The organism is uncultured Microbacterium sp., from assembly GCF_963521645.1.
Lineage (GTDB): Bacteria > Actinomycetota > Actinomycetes > Actinomycetales > Microbacteriaceae > Microbacterium.
In genome coordinates, this window is record NZ_CAUQVQ010000009.1 from 1 (window position 1) to 15173 (window position 15173).

Annotated in this window: 16 protein-coding genes and 1 tRNA gene; 6 read left to right on the forward strand and 11 right to left on the reverse strand. The window is 68.1% G+C overall.

The window, feature by feature from the left end; genetic code table 11:
• From RWO82_RS04000 to pdhA, 3 genes are all read right to left on the reverse strand, one after another.
• The coding region (locus RWO82_RS04000) for a biotin/lipoyl-containing protein (RefSeq protein ID WP_314423662.1) at nucleotides 1-343 on the reverse strand (343 nt) is incomplete at its 3' end.
• The gene (locus RWO82_RS04005; RefSeq protein WP_314423665.1) at nucleotides 340-1350 is read right to left on the reverse strand and encodes an alpha-ketoacid dehydrogenase subunit beta; all 1011 of its coding nucleotides are present in this window, start codon (nucleotides 1348-1350) and stop codon (nucleotides 340-342) included. The genes RWO82_RS04000 and RWO82_RS04005, both read right to left, overlap by 4 nt.
• Before the next feature lies 1 nt (nucleotide 1351).
• Nucleotides 1352-2467 (reverse strand): pyruvate dehydrogenase (acetyl-transferring) E1 component subunit alpha, encoded by a 1116-nt coding sequence (gene pdhA / locus RWO82_RS04010; RefSeq protein ID WP_399540711.1) that lies wholly within the window; start codon nucleotides 2465-2467, stop codon nucleotides 1352-1354.
• Nucleotides 2468-2637: 170 nt separating this feature from the next.
• Between pdhA and RWO82_RS04015 the strand changes: the two genes are divergently transcribed.
• Entirely contained in the window at nucleotides 2638-3111 is a 474-nt protein-coding gene (locus tag RWO82_RS04015) for an Lrp/AsnC family transcriptional regulator (protein ID WP_314423670.1), read from the forward strand.
• On the opposite strand, the gene RWO82_RS04020 is transcribed toward RWO82_RS04015, so the two are convergent.
• Nucleotides 3083-3982 carry an alpha/beta hydrolase gene (locus RWO82_RS04020; protein ID WP_314423674.1) on the reverse strand — a complete coding sequence of 300 codons (900 nt, stop codon included), beginning with the start codon at nucleotides 3980-3982 and terminating at the stop codon, nucleotides 3083-3085. The genes RWO82_RS04015 and RWO82_RS04020 overlap by 29 nt on opposite strands.
• 80 nt (nucleotides 3983-4062) lie before the next feature.
• Between RWO82_RS04020 and RWO82_RS04025 the strand changes: the two genes are divergently transcribed.
• The 3 genes from RWO82_RS04025 to RWO82_RS04035 all read left to right on the forward strand — a co-directional run bounded on the left by RWO82_RS04025 (nucleotide 4063) and on the right by RWO82_RS04035 (nucleotide 6141).
• Nucleotides 4063-4800 carry an exonuclease domain-containing protein gene (locus RWO82_RS04025; protein WP_314423677.1) on the forward strand — a complete coding sequence of 246 codons (738 nt, stop codon included), beginning with the start codon at nucleotides 4063-4065 and terminating at the stop codon, nucleotides 4798-4800.
• Entirely contained in the window at nucleotides 4797-5726 is a 930-nt protein-coding gene (locus tag RWO82_RS04030) for an AraC family transcriptional regulator (RefSeq protein WP_314423680.1), read from the forward strand. The genes RWO82_RS04025 and RWO82_RS04030 overlap by 4 nt, the downstream gene beginning before the upstream one ends.
• A gap of 85 nt (nucleotides 5727-5811) precedes the next feature.
• A complete protein-coding gene (locus RWO82_RS04035; RefSeq protein WP_314423682.1) occupies nucleotides 5812-6141 on the forward strand; it encodes a hypothetical protein in 330 nt (109 codons plus the stop codon).
• An 83-nt stretch (nucleotides 6142-6224) separates the two neighbouring features.
• On the opposite strand, the gene RWO82_RS04040 is transcribed toward RWO82_RS04035, so the two are convergent.
• Together RWO82_RS04040 and RWO82_RS04045 are read right to left on the reverse strand one after the other, a co-directional pair.
• Nucleotides 6225-6298, reverse strand: a tRNA-Ile gene (locus RWO82_RS04040).
• A gap of 32 nt (nucleotides 6299-6330) precedes the next feature.
• The gene (locus tag RWO82_RS04045; protein WP_314423684.1) at nucleotides 6331-6867 is read right to left on the reverse strand and encodes a gamma carbonic anhydrase family protein; all 537 of its coding nucleotides are present in this window, start codon (nucleotides 6865-6867) and stop codon (nucleotides 6331-6333) included.
• 140 nt (nucleotides 6868-7007) lie between these two features.
• On the opposite strand from RWO82_RS04045, the gene RWO82_RS04050 reads away from it, so the two are divergent.
• Nucleotides 7008-7493 carry a DNA starvation/stationary phase protection protein gene (locus tag RWO82_RS04050; RefSeq protein ID WP_314423687.1) on the forward strand — a complete coding sequence of 162 codons (486 nt, stop codon included), beginning with the start codon at nucleotides 7008-7010 and terminating at the stop codon, nucleotides 7491-7493.
• 66 nt (nucleotides 7494-7559) lie between these two features.
• Here the strand turns inward: RWO82_RS04050 and RWO82_RS04055 are convergent, their stop codons facing one another.
• The 5 genes from RWO82_RS04055 to RWO82_RS04075 form a co-directional block, all read right to left on the reverse strand.
• On the reverse strand, nucleotides 7560-8984 hold the full coding sequence (locus RWO82_RS04055) for an amidohydrolase family protein (protein WP_314423813.1): 1425 nt from the start codon (nucleotides 8982-8984) through the stop codon (nucleotides 7560-7562).
• A 68-nt stretch (nucleotides 8985-9052) separates the two neighbouring features.
• Nucleotides 9053-9694, reverse strand: a complete 642-nt coding sequence (locus RWO82_RS04060) for an FMN-binding negative transcriptional regulator (protein WP_314423690.1) — start codon at nucleotides 9692-9694, stop codon at nucleotides 9053-9055.
• Between the two features lie 23 nt (nucleotides 9695-9717).
• Entirely contained in the window at nucleotides 9718-10716 is a 999-nt protein-coding gene (locus tag RWO82_RS04065; protein WP_314423693.1) for a DNA-formamidopyrimidine glycosylase family protein, read from the reverse strand.
• A 1-nt stretch (nucleotide 10717) separates the two neighbouring features.
• On the reverse strand, nucleotides 10718-11203 hold the full coding sequence (locus RWO82_RS04070) for a ribose-5-phosphate isomerase (protein ID WP_314423696.1): 486 nt from the start codon (nucleotides 11201-11203) through the stop codon (nucleotides 10718-10720).
• A 36-nt stretch (nucleotides 11204-11239) separates the two neighbouring features.
• Complete coding sequence (locus tag RWO82_RS04075; protein ID WP_314423699.1) at nucleotides 11240-12424, reverse strand: ferrochelatase; 1185 nt, start codon at nucleotides 12422-12424, stop codon at nucleotides 11240-11242.
• 124 nt (nucleotides 12425-12548) lie between these two features.
• Between RWO82_RS04075 and pepN the strand changes: the two genes are divergently transcribed.
• On the forward strand, nucleotides 12549-15101 hold the full coding sequence (gene pepN, locus RWO82_RS04080) for an aminopeptidase N (protein ID WP_314423702.1): 2553 nt from the start codon (nucleotides 12549-12551) through the stop codon (nucleotides 15099-15101).
• The last annotated feature ends 72 nt before the right edge of the window (nucleotides 15102-15173 follow it).

The window sequence follows — 15173 nt, forward strand, 5'->3', positions numbered from 1 at the left end:
GGGCGGGGCGGCCTGTGGCTGCCGGAGCAGCCCCGTAGCCGACGAGGTTGGGCTCACTGGCGCCACTGCTCCCACTCGCCGAGTCCGGCGCGGCCGAGCCCGCGTCGTCGACATCGAACGCGATCAGCGGCGCCCCCACCGCCACGGTCTCGCCTGCCGCGGCATGCAGCGTGGAGACGGTGCCCTCGAAGGGTGAGGGGAGCTCGACGATCGCTTTGGCGGTCTCCACTTCGGCGAGCGTCTGATTGAGCGAGACGCTGTCGCCCGGCGAGACCAGCCACTGAACGACCTCCGCCTCCATGAGGCCCTCGCCGAGGTCGGGAAGGCGGAACTCGGCGATCATGCGTCCGCTCCGGTGAGGCTGTTCGGTCGGTCGAGCACACGGTCGACCGCATCCAGGATCCGATCGAGATCGGGCAGATGGTATCTCTCGAGCTTCGCGGGCGGATAGGGCACGTCGTGCCCCGTCACGCGCAGCGGCGCGGCCTCCAGGTACTCGAAGCAGAGCTCGGTGAGACTCGCGATGACCTCGGCCGCCACACCGGCCTCGCGCGAGGCCTCGTGGGCGACGACGACTCGACCGGTCTTGCGGACCGACGCTGCGACGGAGCCGTAATCGACGGGCGAGAGGGAGCGCAGGTCGATCACCTCGATCGAGATCCCCTCGTCCTCGGCGGCCTCCGCCGCATCGAGGGCCGTCGTCGTCATGGCACCGTAGGTGATGAGTGTCACGTCGCTCCCCTGGCGCACCGTGCGTGCGAGACCCATGGGCGGTGCATCGGCGAGCGGTGCCTGGAGGTCGACCTCGCCCTTGTGGTGATAGAGCCGCTTCGGTTCGAAGAAGATCACCGGATCGTCCGATGCGATGGCCTGACGAAGGCTCCGATAGGCGTCTTCCGCGTTGGAGACGGCGATCACACGCAGTCCCGCGGTGTGCACGAAGTAGGCTTCCGGCGACTCGGAGTGATGCTCTGCCGCGCCGATCCCACCCGCCCACGGGATCCTGATCGTGATCGGCATCTTCACCCGACCCTGGGTTCGATAGTGCAGCTTGGCCACCTGAGCCACGATCTGGTCGAAGGCCGGATACACGAAGCCGTCGAACTGGATCTCCACCACGGGGCGATAGCCGCGGAATGCGAGCCCCACCGCGGTGCCGACGATCCCCGACTCCGCGAGCGGCGTGTCGATCACGCGCTGCGCGCCGAACTCGTCGAGGAGCCCATCGGTGATCCTGAACACGCCGCCCAGACGGCCGATGTCCTCGCCCAGCAGCACGACGCGGTCGTCGTCTCGCATCGCCTGTCGGAGTCCTGCTCCGAGAGCTTTGCCCACCGTCAGTTCGGTCATCTCAGCGCTCCCCGTCGAAGGATGCGAGGTAGGTCGCGTACTCGGAGCGCTGACGCTCGATGCCCGAGTGCGGTTCGGCGTAGACGCCGTCGAACACGGCGAGGGGCGGACGCGTGACCATCCCCAGGCACTGCGATCGCATCTCCTTCGCCATCGCGTCCGCCGCGGCCTGCACCTCGGACATGTGCTCGTCGCTGAGTTCACCGAGGGAGCGCAGGTGCGCCTCGACGCGCGCGATCGGATCGCGACGTCGCCAGGCGTCCAGTTCTTCGTCTGCGCGGTACCTGGTCGGGTCGTCGGCCGTCGTGTGCGGGCCCATGCGATACGTCACCGCCTCGATGTACGCCGGGCCCTTGCCAGACCGCGCATGTTCCAGGGCCCAGCGCATCGCCGCCATGCATGCGAGCACGTCGTTGCCGTCGACCCTCAGGCTGGGGATGCCGAACCCCGGAGCGCGTCCGGCGATCGGGAACTGCGACTGCACCGCGACGGGTTCCGAGATGGCCCAGTGATTGTTCTGGCAGACGAACACCACGGGCGCACGATAGGACGAGGCGAAGACCATCGCCTCATTGACATCGCCCTGACTGGTCGCGCCGTCTCCGAAATACGTGACGGCGACCTCGTCGGCTCCGTCGTGCCGGATGCCGAGCGCGTAGCCCACCGCGTGCAGGGTCTGGGCGCCGATGATTATCTGGAGCGGGGCGACGCGGAGGGCCGCGGGATCATGCCCTGCCCCCTCCTCACCGCGCCACATCCTGACGAAGTCGGCGGGCTGAGCGCCCCGCGCGTAGATGACTCCCGTCTCGCGATAACTCGGGAAGACGTAGTCCCGAGGGGCAAGGGCCCGGGCGGTGCCGATCTGAGTGGCTTCCTGGCCCTGACACGGTGCCCACAGCCCGAGCTGGCCCTGACGCTGCAGGGCGACGCCCTCTGCATCGATCCGCCGCAGGATGATCATGTCGCGCAGCAGGCTCCTCAACATCGCTGCATCGACGTCCGCGACGTAGGGGTCGAGCTCCGGGTGCGCGACCCGCGCGCCGTCCGGTGCCAGGATCCGCTCGGTGAGCTCGAGATCCTGAGCGGTATCGACTGTCGGAGTGCTCTGCGGTGACATCATCGTCCTCCTCGTTCGTGGACGCCCTCGTGAGGCGACGCACGCGTCCGCCGGCGTCATCGCCGGGCACTTCGAGAGTACGTCCGGTCAGCAGCCCGCTCAAGCAATGGGCATGCCATTGAGCATGTTGCCAAATCAACGAGCTCAGAGCGCTGCTACTCTTTGGCACTATGGCCGGACTAGACCGCATCGATCTGGAATTGCTCGCCGCGCTCGCGGACGATCCGCGAATCACGATAGTCGCGCTCGCCGAGAACCTCGGCCTCTCGCGCAACACCATCCAGGCGCGAATGGCGCGTCTCGAGGAGACGGGCATCTTCCTCTCCTACGAGAGATCCTTCTCGCCCGATGTCCTCGGTTTCCCACTCCAGGCCTTCGTGAGCATCGGTGTGCGGCAGACCGAGCTGCCGCGCATCATCAACGAGCTCGCCCGGATCCCCGAGATCGTGCAGGCGCACGGCCTCAGCGGATCAGTCGATCTGCTCGCACGAGTGGCGTGCCGCGACGCTCGTCACCTGTTCGACACCGATGCGCGGATCCTCTCGGTCGACGGGGTCGAGCGCACCGAGACGTCTCTCGCGATGGGCGAGGTCATCCCGTTCCGCGTGGCCGGTCTCATGGGTGTCGCTCGACGGGAATCCTGAGGAAACGGCGGATCGCACCGGCGGCCTCAGCCGGCGTCTCGTAGTGGATCAGGTGGCCGACATGGGCGATCTCCACGAGGGAGGCATCCGAGAAACGCGTCGCGAGCACGCGCTCGACCTCGATCGGCGTGATGTCGTCGCGCTGCGCGGCGATGAGCAGAGTCGGCACATCTATGGCGTCGGCCACTTCGCTCACGTCGTGCGACACACTCGCCACGAAGGCGTCGCGCAGCACATCCCGATCCGAGAACCGCGAGAAGTAGGTGTCGTGCTGGTCGTGGATGAAGCGCCGAAGCTCGGGGTCCGTGGTCTTGGCCATGGTGATGCTCATCACGCGGACGATCAGCCGGTTCCGCAGCAGAGCGGTGCCCACCCTCTCGGGAAGTCGTGCGCCGAGTGCGTAGTACAGCACGGCGAGCTTCGTCATGATCCCCTTGGGGCCTTCGAGAGCGGGCGCGCCTATCGGGTTGATCAGGATCAGTCGCGGCGTCTCCAGTCCGCGAGCGACAGCCGCCGAGGTGACGATGGATCCGAAGGAGTGCCCGAGGATCACGGCTCCCGGCGCCGCTTCGGCTGCGAACTCGGAGAGCCACGCGACGTACTCGTCGAGATCGTAGGTGCGTCCCGGTACGGGCTCCGACTCGCCGAAACCGGGCAGATCGGGCGCGAGCACCCTGACCTCGGGGAGGAAGGCGAGAACGGGCTCGAGGCCGTGATGATCCCCTCGGAATCCATGGACGGCGATCACCGTGGTCTCGGCGTCGGCCGGTCCGTACTCCCAGAACGCGGTCTTGCCCCCGCGCACCTCGACCTCGCGGCGGACGACCGGCAGGCGGCTCAGGCGGTCGGCATACGGCGAGGGCACGGTCATGCCTCCAGTGTAGGAGCGCTCGATCGACGATCACCGTGAGCCTGCGCGCACATGTCGGAAGGTGACTCTAGCCTGAACCCATGACCGCGGTTTCCGACGCTCCCCCATGGACACGACGAGTGGGCGTCTTCGATCTCGAGACGACGGGAGTGGACGTCGAGACGGATCGGATCGTCTCCGCACACGTCGGTCTTCTCGACGGCGACGGGCGGGAGATCGTCTCCAAGACCTGGCTGGTGGATCCGGGAGTGGACATTCCGGAAGGCGCGACCGCCATCCACGGGATCACCACCGAGCATGCCCGGCGCAACGGCCGTCCATCCGTCCTCGCGGTCACCGAGATCATCGCCGCGCTGCGCGCTCTCCTGACGCAGGGCGTCCCCGTCGTCGCCTACAACGCCTCGTACGATTTCTCCCTCCTCGCGCACGAGGCGCGCCGCTGCGGCATCGTCCCTCTGCTCGACCCCCAGCCGATCATCGATCCGCTCGTGATCGACAAGGCTTACGATCGATACCGTCCAGGCAAACGCACGCTGGCGGTCGTCGCCGCGTTGTACGCGGTCACCCTCGATGCCGCGCACGACGCCTCCGCAGATGCCGTCGCAGCGGGGCGGATCGCACAGGCGCTCGCCCGGCAGTTCGCGCTGCCGGAGAGGCTGACCGATCTGCACACCCGTCAGATCGGTTGGGCACGTTCCCAAGCGGCGAGCCTGACAGAGTATTTCATCAGAGTCGGGCGCTTGGATCCCGAAGAGCGACTCGACGGGAGCTGGCCTGTGCGCTCCCCCCGTGTACAAGGAGACAGTCAGAGCAGATGAGGTTCCGTACTCGCGACGTGGCTCGAGTCGAGAGCACCTGGAAGCAGTTCGTGGCAGGGGCGGTGCTGCACGATGTGGATCCCGAACGCTTCCACTTCGACTGGCATTCGACGGATTTCGACGGCGTCAGTCTCGTGCGATACGACATGGCAGCCGAGATCCTCTCCACCGCCATCCCCTCCGACCAGTTCCTCGCCTGCAGGGTGGAGGGGCCGGATGCCTCGGTGTGGTCCGACCGCCACGACCTCGACCCGACGCGGCCGTGGATCTCCGACGGACCGAGCGTGCACGCCCGGTGGCATGACGGCGCGCGGGTGACCGCCCTGATCTTCGAACGCGATCGGCTCCAGCGTCTCGCGCAGCAGATCAGCGGGCTGGACACGATGTCGCTGCATGTCGAGGAGTTCTCCGCCCGCTCCGCCGATGCGGCCGCGCGCTGGATGCGGACATTCGCGTACCTCGAGCAGAACGCCGGGTCCCTGAGCGACGATGATGCGCTCCTCAGGGCAGAGCTCGCACGACACGCGGGCGTGACGACCCTGTCGACCTTTGCGACGTCCATGTCCCAGGTGCCCCACAGGGCGGCGCAGTCGACCCCGGCTCCGGCGACCGTGCGGCGGGCACTCGCCTACATCGCCGAGAATGCGCATCGCCCCATCACGGTCGACGACGTCGCGGCGTCCGTGCACATCTCGACCAGGGGACTCCAATACGCCTTCCGGCGCGCTCTCGATGTGACTCCCGCCGAGTGCCTCCGTCAAGCGCGCCTCGATGGCGCACACCGCGAACTGCGGTCGGGAGCACCGACGTCCGTCGCTGCGGTCGCCCGCCGGTGGGGCTTCTCCCACCCCTCGCGCTTCGCCGCGGTGTACCGGGACGCATTCGGCGTCCTGCCCTCCGTCACGGCCGCCAGACACCGCAGATGACACCACGCGCACAGGATGTTCGCACCGAGCGCGCGTCGCGTGCGGGTGGCGCGGCGACATGATCCGAACGCCGTAGATTCCGATCATGGGTTCCCTGTATTACGGCGCCTCCGCGCCGATCTCGATAGAGGATCGTGCGCTCGCGCACCTCAAGGTGGTCGTCGCCACCAAGTTGCGTCGCAACGAGAGCTTCACGCTCTCGTGGCAGCACGACGACGGTGACCAGCAGGGGCGTTCCACCGTGTGGCTGCACCCCTCGATCCCGCTGCGCTTCGTCTTCGACGAGCCCGAAGCACCGGAGCTGAGCCGACGCTGGATCGAGGAGCTCGCACACTCGGCGAACTCGAGCGGCGGGATCACCCTCATCGCCGAACACGTGGAATCGTCCGTTCCGGCCGACTCAGCCACCCCCTGAGCGTCGAGCACGTCCCCGCACGCGGCGGACTGCTGGATTCGATCGATACGCGCCGGGGCCGGCCGTGACCGGAAGAGTTCGAGTAGGGCGGGCGGGACTTGAACCCGCGATCGTTGGGTTATGAGCCCACTGCCTTAACCAGCTTGGCCACCGCCCCGTGGAACCAGCCTAGCGCGAGCCCGTCGAGCCTCAGAGCGGACGCGCCTGGGTGTGAGTCTCCAAGTGGGCCAGATACGTGTCCGCGTTCCTGATCAGTCCCGCACGCTCCTCCTCGGTCAGCGCGCGACGCACCGTGGCGGGAACGCCGGCGACGAGAGAACCGTCGGGGATCACCGATCCCCCCAGCACCACGGCGCCGCCGGCGACGAGGCAACCCGCTCCGATCACTGCCCCGCTGAGAATCACTGCCCCCATTCCGATGAGCGATCCATCGCCGATCGAGCATCCGTGCACCACGGCGTTATGGCCGATGGAGACCTTGGTCCCGACGACGACAGGGTGCCCTGCGTCGACATGGATCGACACATTGTCCTGGACGTTGCTGTGCGGTCCGATCCGAATGCCCGCCGAGTCCGCCCGCAGCACGGCGTTGTACCAGACGCTCGATCCTTCCGCCAGCGTCACGTCGCCGACGATCCTCGCACCGTCGGCGACGTAGGCGTGGTCGTCGATCGACGGCACGGCTGCAGGAAGGGCCAACAGGGATGCTCCGGGTGCGATCGGCATGACGCGAGACTACCCTGCAATCGCCGTTCAGCCGCGTGATTCCGCGGGACTAAGCCGAGCCTTCGCTTGCTTGCGGAATGTTTCACGCTGAGTAACGTTGTCATCATCAGGCACGAAGCACACCACTCGGAGGAGCCAAGATGAGCAAGGCACACATCGTTTCCACCACCGCCAGCGACCCGACCGTCGCAGCCGCAGCGGCCCAGTTCCTCTCCCCCGTCGTCCTCGGTCTCCAGGCGCTGACGATCGATGGCAAGCAGGCGCACTGGCATGTCCGCGGCGCCAACTTCGTCGGGGTTCACGAGTTGCTCGACACCATCGTGGCGCACGCCGGCGACTTCGCCGACACCGCAGCCGAGCGGATCGTGGCCCTGGGCCTTCCGATCGACGCTCGCATCAGCGCCGTGGCGGCGAAGGGCGGATCGACCTCGGTCCCGGCCGGCTTCACTCAGTCGGACGAGCTCGTTCGCGCCGTCATCTCCGACATCGACGCGATCCTCGTCGACGTGAAGGCTGCGATCGACGGCCTCGACGAGGTCGACCTCACCAGCCAGGACGTCGCGATCGAGATCATGCGCGGACTCGAGAAGGACCGCTGGTTCCTCGTCTCCCACATCGCCGCCTGATCCACCACCGCGATCTCGCAGAAGGGCACCGGGTCATCCCGGTGCCCTTCTCTGCGTCCCCGACGATCAGACGCCGTGGGTGAGACGCCCCGCGAGCAGGGTGGCCACGACCGGCGTCCCGCGTAACTCGGGCCCGGCGGCGACGAGCGGGTCCAGACCGCACAGCGCGATGTCGGCCGGTTCTCCCGGTCGCAGAGCCGTGCGCACGCTGGCCCGCAGCGCCTGCTCGCGCGTGAGCCGCTCCTCGGGATGCCATGGCTCCCGCTCGTCATCCGTCCGCGTGACAGCCGCAGAGATGGCCTGCCACGGATCCAGCGGCGCCACCGGTGCGTCGGATCCGAACCGCAGCTCCACTCCGGCGTCGCGCAGGGCCCCGAGCGGATAGCCGATCGAGGTCTGTCCCGCCCAGTGGCGTCCCACCAGGTCGCGGTCGTCGAGGGCGTGCTGCGGCTGCACACTCGCCACCACGCCTAGCCGCCCGAAGCGGGCGAGATCCGCGTGCCGCACGAGCTGCGCGTGTTCGATCGTGCCCACTGCGCCCGACGTCGTGAAGGCGTCGAGTGCGCCCGTCACCGCGCGGTCGCCGATGGCGTGGACGGCGACCGCCAGGCCCGCACCGGTCGCGATGGTCAGCAGCTCGCTGAGCTCCGCCGGCGGGACGGTCAGGACACCGAAGTTGCCGGGGTCGCCGGGGTACGAGTGAGAGCACGCTGCTGTCCTCGTGCCGAGGGACCCGTCACTGATGATCTTCAGCGGCCCGACCCGGATGAGCCCGGCGGCCGCCGTCGGAACGTCCGGGGCTTCGTGGAGGTCTCCCGTCTGCAGTCCTGCGCCGATCGCACGGTCGAGATCGAACGGATAGATCGCGAACTCCACGCGGTGCGCCGCGAAGCCCGCCGCGACTCGCCGGGGCCACGCGTCAGCGTTCCACGCCATGTCGAAGTCGACGAGACCGGTGACGCCGCGTGAGGCTGCGCGCTCCCCCGCTGCTCGCACTGCGATGTCGCCGCGTTCCGGATCGACGGCGTTGAGGCGACGAGAGATCTCGAACGCGTCCTCCTCCCTCAGCATGCCGTCCACACTGTCGAACCCCTCCAGCCGCAGGGCTGCGGAGTTCAGCCAGGTGCTGTGGACGTCGGCGTTGATGAGGTACGTCGGCACGCCACCCGTCGCCGCATCGAGCAGCTCGAGGCTCGGGGCGTCCGGCCACATCGCATCGCGGAACCCGCTGCCGACCCTGCGCCCGTCCGGCAGTGGTGCCGCAGCGGCCATGATCGCCGCCGCCTCGCTCGCGGAGGAGGCGCTCCCGAGCGTCACCCGCTCGGTCGCGAGCGCCCACTGCACCGTGTGCACGTGGTTGTCCCAGAGACCGGGCACCGCCCAGGTGCCGCCGCCATCGAGCACCTCGCCTCTCGGTGCGAGCGCGCCCGCGGGTGCGATGTCGACGATGCGACCGTCATCGATGAAGATGTCGACCGGCTCGTCGTCCATGAGGAACTCGCACCCCGGACCCGACACGCGAACGCCCGCGACTGTGCCGATCCGGGTTCCGACGGCGGTCACGGGGTCGCTCCGGCTCGCTGCTGCTGTGCGCGACGCATCTCCGCCGCCAGCTCGGGCTGCGCGTACGGCCCTTCTCCCTCGAGCTCTGCGATCACGGCATCCACCGTCTCACCCGGCTTGTTCTGACTCAGCTTCCGCTTAGCGACCACGCGGCTCGGGGTGAGTCGGAAGCCGACTGTCCCCGCCGCGAGCCGCGCGATGAACGCCGGGTCGTTGGGTCGCTCCCACATGCGGCGGGGTTCGGGCATGCGCCCCTCGAAGCGGTCGACCAGCCTGTCGAGCACAGCGAGGTTCTCCTCGTCGGTGAGGATCTCGGGAACACCCGCGAGGTGCACCGCGGTGTAGTTCCACGTGGGGACCGAGGGCACGTCACCGTACCAGCCGGGAGAGATGTAGCCGTGCGGACCCTGGAAGACGACCAGGAGTTCCCGCTCGCCCAGGCCGTGGATCAGGTCGTCCGGGCGGCCGACATGACCGACCACAGTGAGGTCGTCTCGCTCGTCGTCGAGCAGCACGACGTAGTGCGAGGACACAAGACCCTCGGGGCCGTGGCTCGTGATGGTCGCCCAGGGATTCGCATCGACGACCCGGCGGATCTCGGCGACATCAGCGAGCGTGAAACTGGGGTTCTGACGCATCCTCTTAGCCTAGGGTCGACCGATCACGCCTGACAGCGCGGGCACCAGTACAACTTGCGGGCGCCGATCTCCTCCAGAGCGATCTCGGTTCCGCAGACACGACAGGGAAGCCCGGCGCGGTGGTAGACCCAGTGCCGATCGTCGCGGCTGGCCATCGCGGCCCGATACGCGTCGGGCGCGAGGTCGTCCATGGTCATCATCTGACCGGTCTCCACGCCGATCGCGAGCAGCCGGACCCAGTCGTGCCACAGAGCCCGCACGATCTCCTCGGGGATCTCGCGACCGGGCGTGTGCGGGTTCAGCCGCTGCCGGAACAGCATCTCGGCCCGGTACACGTTGCCGATGCCGCTCACCACAGCCTGGTCCATGAGCAGCAGTGCGATCACCGTCTGCTTCTTGCGGACCGCCGCGACGAACCGCTCCTCGTTCTGCACGGGATCCCCCACCAGCGGGTCGGGTCCGAGCCGTGCGACGCTCGCGAGCATCTCCTCGGGGGTCTGCAGCACGCACGCCGTCGGGCCGCGCAGGTCTGCAGCGGTGATGTCGGTCATCAGACGGAGCCTGACCTGCCCGACCACGGGCGGAGGCCACTCGAGCCCCTCGTCGGCGAGTCCCTTCGTCTGTTCTGACATGCGCACGTGCACGCGCGTGCGACGCGGCGCGCCGATCGAGGCGAGCGAGTTCTCTCCGGCGTCGTCGAGGATCTCCTCGTCGACCACGGTGCCCCGCTGATTCGTCTGTCCCATGCGCCCGTTCGCCGAGGCGATCGTGGGGTCCACCAGGATCTCCCCGGCGAAGTCCCACGCACCGTAGAGACCGAGGTGAACGCGCAGCCAGACATCGCCCTCGGCCTCGAGGAACATCTGCTTCCCCACGGCCTGCACGCTGACGGCCTCGCGTCCGTCCAGCACTGCCGCGCCCTCGGCGAATCGTCCCTGCGGGCTCGAGGCCGACATGGTCTTGCCGACGAAGTTCCGATCGAACTGCCGGGCGATGCGATGGACGGAGTGGCCCTCGGGCATGTCAGGCCCGAGGATCCGGGAGGAGCGAGCCGTCGCGCTCGTAGTCCGCGATCTGACCGATACGACGGACATGGCGCTCGTCGTGCGAGAACGGCGTCGCGATGAACGTGTCGATGAACGAGGTGACCTCGTCGAACGTGTGCTGACGCGCCCCGATCGAGATGACGTTCGCATCGTTGTGCTCGCGGGCGAGTTGCGCCGTCGAGATGTTCCACACCAGTGCCGCGCGCACGCCGCGGACCTTGTTCGCGGCGATCTGCTCTCCGTTCCCGGAGCCCCCGAACACCACGCCCAGCGTCTCGACGCCGGACGCCTGATCCGCGACAACGGCCTGCGCCGCACGGATGCAGAACGCGGGGTAATCGTCGAGGGCGTCGTACTCCACCGGCCCGTGATCGACGACCTCATGGCCTGCGCTGCGCAGATGGTCCTGCAGCTGGGTCGAGAAATCGAGACCGGCGTGATCGGTGGCGATATGGATGCGCATGGCATCCATCCTAGAAGCGACGGGGTGAGCGAATGCTCACGGAGCGACACCCGCCGCTGCGGGCTTGAAACCGGCACGCACGTTCTCGCAGCAACCGGGACGGCACACGTCGAACGCGCCGGGGAGGGACGTCACATGGGGACGCTCCTCGTTGGGGCGCCCCTCGAGCCGCTCGACGATGAGGTCGACGATCCCTGTGACGAAGGACGGCGCCACCCCGGGGGTCGGCGTGCGTGTGAACGCGAGCCCGGCCTCCTCTGCGGCCTCCGCCGCTTCGGTGTCGAGATCCCAGAGCACTTCCATGTGGTCGCTCATGAACCCGACCGGGACCACCGCCACTGCCCGGCGGCCGCGCTCGGGGAGCTCGGCGATGACGTCGCACACGTCCGGCTCGAGCCACGGCTGAGAGGCCGGGCCCGAACGCGACTGGTAGACGAGCTCCCACGAGATCTCGGCGGCCTCGGGGATGCTCGCGCGCACCCGATCCATCACCCAGGCGGCGACGGCGAGGTGCTGAGCGGCATACGCTCCGCCCTCGCCCCACTCGATGTCTCGCGCCCCCGAGCGCTCGGCGTCCGCCGTGGGGATGCTGTGGGTCGAGAACAGGATCTGGATCTCGGCCGGGGCGATCCCCTCGCTCAGGAAGTTCTGAACGGCCTCACGGACGCCGGTCTCGAACGACTCGACGAAGCCCGGGTGATCGTAGAAGGGGCGGATCTTGTCGATCGTGACCGTGTCGCCCAGCTTCGTCTCCTCGAGCACGCGAGCGAAGTCCTCCCGGTACTGCCTGCAGCTGGAGAAGGAGCTGTACGCACTCGTGGCGAACGCGAGCAACGTCGTGTTGCCGTCCGCGGCCGCCTCGGTGACGACCTCTTCGAGGTAGGGGCTCCAGTTGCGGTTGCCCCAGTACACGGGAAGGTCGATCCCGCGACGCGCGAGCTCGCCCTCCAGCGCCTCCTTGAGGATCCGGTTCTGACCGTTGATCGGGCTCACACCCCCGAAGTGGCGGTAGTGATGGGCGACCTCCTCGAGGCGTTCATCGGGGATCCCTCGCCCGCGCGTCACGTTGCGCAGGAACGGGATGACGTCGTCCTGCCCCTCCGGGCCTCCGAACCCGGCGAGAAGGATCGCGTCATATGCCGTGGGCGCCGTCACATAGGGCACGCCGGTGGCGGCAGCCGGAGAGGCGAAGAGGACGTGGTTCGGCTCGATTGCGGTCACGACTCCATCCTTTCACCTTCCGGACGTGAGACAGGCCGCATGGCTGGCGTAGGCTGTCATGGTTGCCGTGGGCGCCAACTGCGCCGGGTTGCGGCAACATCCCCTCACCCCTGGGAGTACCGCTGTGCCTGGAGAGAACCTCACCCGCATCGAAGCGCAGGAGCGCCGTGACGTCGTCGACACCCAGTCGTACGAGGTCTCGCTCGACCTGACGAAGGGTGCGGAGGTCTTCGGCTCCCGCAGCGTCGTGCGATTCACCGCGACGCCGGAGAGCACCACCTTCATCGACCTCATCGCACGCGACGTGCGCGAGATCTCGTTGAACGGCGAACAGCTCGACCCCGATGACGTCTTCGCGGACTCGCGCATCGCACTGCACGGCCTGCACGCCGAGAACGTCCTCGTGGTGGATGCCGACTGCGAGTACACGAACACCGGCGAGGGGCTGCACCGCTTCGTCGACCCCGTCGACGGCGAGGTCTATCTGTACTCCCAGTTCGAGGTGCCCGATTCCCGACGGGTGTTCGCTGTGTTCGAGCAGCCCGACCTCAAGGCCACGTTCCAGTTCACGGTCACGGCACCGGCCTCGTGGAAGGTGATCTCGAACTCCCCCACTCCCGAGCCGATCGTCCACGACGACGACACGGTCGCGACGTGGGGATTCGACCCCACGCCTCGCATCTCCTCGTACATCACTGCTCTGGTCGCCGGCCCCTACGAATCGACCTTCTCGGAGCTCACCAGCGCCTCGGGCCGTGTGATCCCCCTCGGGGTCTACGGCCGCAAGAGCCTCTGGCAGCACCTCGACGCCGACTACATCTTCGACAAGACGCGTGAGGGCTTCGCCTACTACGAGGCGAAGTTCGGCGTTCCCTATCCGTTCGCGAAGTACGACCAGCTCTTCGTCCCCGAGTTCAACGCGGGGGCCATGGAGAACGCGGGCGCCGTGACCTTCACCGAGACCTACGTGTTCCGCAGCAAGGTCACCGACGCGGTCAAGGAGCGCCGCGTGGTCACGATCCTCCACGAGCTCGCGCACATGTGGTTCGGCGACCTCGTCACCATGAAGTGGTGGAACGACCTGTGGCTGAACGAATCGTTCGCCGAGTGGGCGTCCACGATCGCCACCGCGGAGGCCACCGAGTGGACCGAGGCGTGGACGACGTTCAATGCGATGGAGAAGACCTGGGCGTACCGTCAGGACCAGCTCCCCTCGACCCACCCGATCGTCGCCGAGATCAACGACCTCGAAGACGTGCAGGTGAACTTCGACGGCATCACCTACGCCAAGGGCGGCTCGGTCCTCAAGCAGCTCGCTGCCTGGGTCGGCATCGAGGCGTTCTTCGCCGGTGTGTCGCAGTACTTCCAGAAGCACTCCTGGGGCAACACCGAGCTCAGCGACCTGCTCACGGAGCTCGAAGCCACCAGTGGCCGGGATCTGAGCACCTGGTCGAAGAAGTGGCTCGAGACAGCAGGCGTCAACACCCTCGAGCCGGTGATCGCCGACGACGCGGACGGCACCATCACGCGCTTCGCCGTGACCCAGACCGCTCCGGCCGACTACCCGACGATCCGTCCCCACCGCCTCGGCATCGGCTTCTACGACCTGAAGGACGGCGCACTCGTCCGCTCGCACTACGCCGAGGTCGATGTCGACGGAGACCGCACCGAGGTCCCCGAGCTGCACGGCCTGAAGCGTCCCGACCTCGTGCTCCTCAACGACAACGACCTCGCCTACGCCAAGATCCGCCTCGACGAGCGCTCCCTCGCCACCGCGATCTCGCACCTCGCGGACATCAGCGACCCTCTCGCCCGCTCCCTGGTATGGGGCGCGGCATGGGACCAGACGCGCGACGCCGAGACCGCCGCATCGGACTACATCGACCTGGTCCTGGGCAACATCGGACGCGAGACCGAGTCGACCACGGTCCGCACCACGCTCGCACAGCTGCGCACCGCTGCGACACTGTACGTTCGCCCCGATGCCCGTCTCGCCGCCCGCCAGAAGGTCGCCGACGGCCTGTGGGCGCTCGCCGAGGCCGCGGAATCGGGCAGCGACAGCCAGCTGCAGTTCGTGACGGCGTTCGCGAATGCGCTGGTCACCCCGGAGCACGCGGGCATCGTCGGTCGCCTGCGCTCGGGAGAAGAGACGCTGCCAGGGCTCGAGATCGACGCGGACCTCAACTGGCAGCTGCTGGTCGGTCTTGCCACCATCGGCGCCACGGACGCGGCATCCATCGACGCGGCCCTCGCGTCCGACAACACCTCGAAGGGCGGCGAGTTCGCGGCGCAGGCCAGGGCCGCGTTGCCGGATGCCGACTCGAAGAAGGCGGCGTGGGCCTCGCTCATCGAGAGCGACGATGCCCCGAACACGATCGTGCGCTCCGCCGCACTCGGCTTCGTGCACCCGGCCGGCGTCGACGCTCTGCGGCCGTTCGTGCCCGCGTACTTCGACATGCTCGAGCGGATCTGGGAGTCCCGGACCTACCAGATCGCCCAGTACCTCATCGTCGGTCTGTTCCCCACCGCGATCGCGGATGTCGAGCTGCGCGACGCGACCCGTGCCTGGCTGTCGGCACACCAGGATGCAGCGCCGGCACTGCGTCGCCTCGTGCTCGAGAACCTCGCCGACGTCGAGCGTTCGCTCGCGGCGCAGGCGCGCGACGCGGAGGACTGAGCCCGCTTCTCCGATCAGGCCTCTGTGCGGCGCATGCAGCCCGCACAGAGGCCTGATCGCTACTCTGGAGGG

Bases quoted from the DNA above. Each gene is read 5' to 3' on its own strand.
- RWO82_RS04065 (WP_314423693.1), bottom strand. From the start codon at position 10,716: ATGCCCGAGGGCCACTCCGTCCATCGCATCGCCCGGCAGTTCGATCGG.
- RWO82_RS04050 (WP_314423687.1), top strand. From the start codon at position 7,008: ATGAGCAAGGCACACATCGTTTCCACCACCGCCAGCGACCCGACCGTC.
- RWO82_RS04015 (WP_314423670.1), top strand. From the start codon at position 2,638: ATGGCCGGACTAGACCGCATCGATCTGGAATTGCTCGCCGCGCTCGCG.
- RWO82_RS04055 (WP_314423813.1), bottom strand. From the start codon at position 8,984: ATGGACGACGAGCCGGTCGACATCTTCATCGATGACGGTCGCATCGTC.
- pdhA (WP_399540711.1), bottom strand. From the start codon at position 2,467: ATGTCACCGCAGAGCACTCCGACAGTCGATACCGCTCAGGATCTCGAG.
- RWO82_RS04020 (WP_314423674.1), bottom strand. From the start codon at position 3,982: ATGACCGTGCCCTCGCCGTATGCCGACCGCCTGAGCCGCCTGCCGGTC.
- RWO82_RS04025 (WP_314423677.1), top strand. From the start codon at position 4,063: ATGACCGCGGTTTCCGACGCTCCCCCATGGACACGACGAGTGGGCGTC.
- RWO82_RS04005 (WP_314423665.1), bottom strand. From the start codon at position 1,350: ATGACCGAACTGACGGTGGGCAAAGCTCTCGGAGCAGGACTCCGACAG.
- RWO82_RS04035 (WP_314423682.1), top strand. From the start codon at position 5,812: ATGGGTTCCCTGTATTACGGCGCCTCCGCGCCGATCTCGATAGAGGAT.
- RWO82_RS04060 (WP_314423690.1), bottom strand. From the start codon at position 9,694: ATGCGTCAGAACCCCAGTTTCACGCTCGCTGATGTCGCCGAGATCCGC.
- RWO82_RS04070 (WP_314423696.1), bottom strand. From the start codon at position 11,203: ATGCGCATCCATATCGCCACCGATCACGCCGGTCTCGATTTCTCGACC.
- RWO82_RS04045 (WP_314423684.1), bottom strand. From the start codon at position 6,867: ATGCCGATCGCACCCGGAGCATCCCTGTTGGCCCTTCCTGCAGCCGTG.
- RWO82_RS04030 (WP_314423680.1), top strand. From the start codon at position 4,797: ATGAGGTTCCGTACTCGCGACGTGGCTCGAGTCGAGAGCACCTGGAAG.